This window comes from Metabacillus rhizolycopersici (genome assembly GCF_020075705.1).
This window is the reverse complement of the sequence record NZ_JAIQUM010000203.1, coordinates 1-1554: the sequence shown is the minus strand read 5'-3', so window position 1 is coordinate 1554 and position 1554 is coordinate 1. Positions and strand designations below refer to the sequence as shown.

At 38.6% G+C, this 1554-nt stretch carries 1 protein-coding gene; it reads left to right on the top strand.

Annotation, left to right across the window (positions count from 1 at the left end; all coding sequences use genetic code 11):
* The first annotated feature begins 93 nt into the window (after window positions 1–93).
* Window positions 94–1473 carry an IS1182 family transposase gene (locus tag K9V48_RS27985; protein ID WP_224142308.1) on the top strand — a complete coding sequence of 460 codons (1380 nt, stop codon included), beginning with the start codon at window positions 94–96 and terminating at the stop codon, window positions 1471–1473.
* The last annotated feature ends 81 nt before the right edge of the window (window positions 1474–1554 follow it).

Sequence of the window (1554 nt, the reverse complement as noted above, 5' to 3'; positions counted from 1 at the left end):
TTTTCATACTGTTGAAAAATAAAATTGTCTATGGACAAAATACGAAAATCTCGATAAAATCCCTCGTAAATCAATTGAAACGAGGGATTTTGTATGTACTTCACCTATTCAAATGTAGAGATTGAAGAAAATCGAAAGTTCTATGAAATGATGTATGAAGCTTCGCATCATTTAGTGAAAATAGATCGTGTAATGGACTGGGGATTTGTGAAAAAGCAGTTGGAAGCTTTCTATCCACATCGTATAGGTCGACCAACGAAGGATCCGATTATGTTGGTGAAAATCCTGTTGATTCAGTATTTAGAAGGCTTTCGTTCTGTTCGTTTTACGTGTAATCAAGTGAAACAAAACGCAACGTATCGCTGGTTTCTAGGGATCTCTTCACAAGAAAAAGTCCCAGATCACTCAACCATTTCTAAGTTTCTTTCGCAACGTCTACATGGTTCGACGTTTTGGGAGGAGCTTTTTCATCATTGCCTGCGTTTGATTCACGATGAAGGATTTATTGCGAATGAAACATGGGTTGCCGATGAAACGGAACTAAAAGCCAATGCGAATAAACGTGTACGTGAGACAAAAATAGAACAGAAGAAGATCGAGGGAAATGAAGAAAATCTAGCGAAAATTAATGAACGTCGTGCACGTCATGGGAAGAAACCTCTTCAAGTGAAGGATCCAAAAGTAGAAGAAAAGCGCACAACGATTAGTCCGGTAGATCCCGACGCACGCTTATCTGTTAAACATGATGAACGTGGGCGATTTGCGTATTTTGAACATCGTATTGTTGATTCGCTTCATAACTTTATTATTGCGACGGATGTGACGGCTGCAAATGTGCCAGGGCATCGCAAATTGATTGGACAAGTCGATCAGTTAAACGACTTATTTGGAAAATATGCGAAGGAAATCGCTCTTGATTCAGGTTACTATAATGCCGGGCTTGCGCGAAAATTGTTTGAACGGGATTTCTTTGTGTACATGTCCTATCGTCGCTTTCCAACGAAAGATCATCCACAATGTCGCCGTTATCAATTTAAACAGGTGAATGAGGATCTATATGCTTGTCCATGTGGTGTCCCATTTTATTATAAAACAACAAATCGACAGGGGTACCATGAATTCAAACCACCTAAAGGTAGCTGTGACTCATGTCCCTTTGCGAAAAAAGAAAAGGAAGATCGTGTGTTACGTATCTCCATTCATCAAGAGATTTACGATCAATTAAGAAAACAGCGCTTATCGTCTCGTGGAAAAATCCTTCGTTCTGTACGTCCTTCAACCGTTGAGCTAAGTTTTGCACATAGTAAAGAACTCCACGGTTTACGTTATGCACGTTACCGTGGAGTTCAAAATGTAAAAAGACAAGTTTTGATGACGGCCATCATACAAAACTTGAAAAAGTGGACCAAACTACGCTCACTAAAGCAAATTGGTCTACACCTAACATATGAAATTATAGAAGAACCCGCTTGATAAAACAAATACTAATCATGAAAATGCCACAAAAAATTTGTGGCATTTTCATTGACATAATCTTTTTTCAACAAAGTGAAA

Bases quoted from the DNA above. Each gene is read 5' to 3' on its own strand.
- K9V48_RS27985 (WP_224142308.1), top strand. From the start codon at position 94: ATGTACTTCACCTATTCAAATGTAGAGATTGAAGAAAATCGAAAGTTC.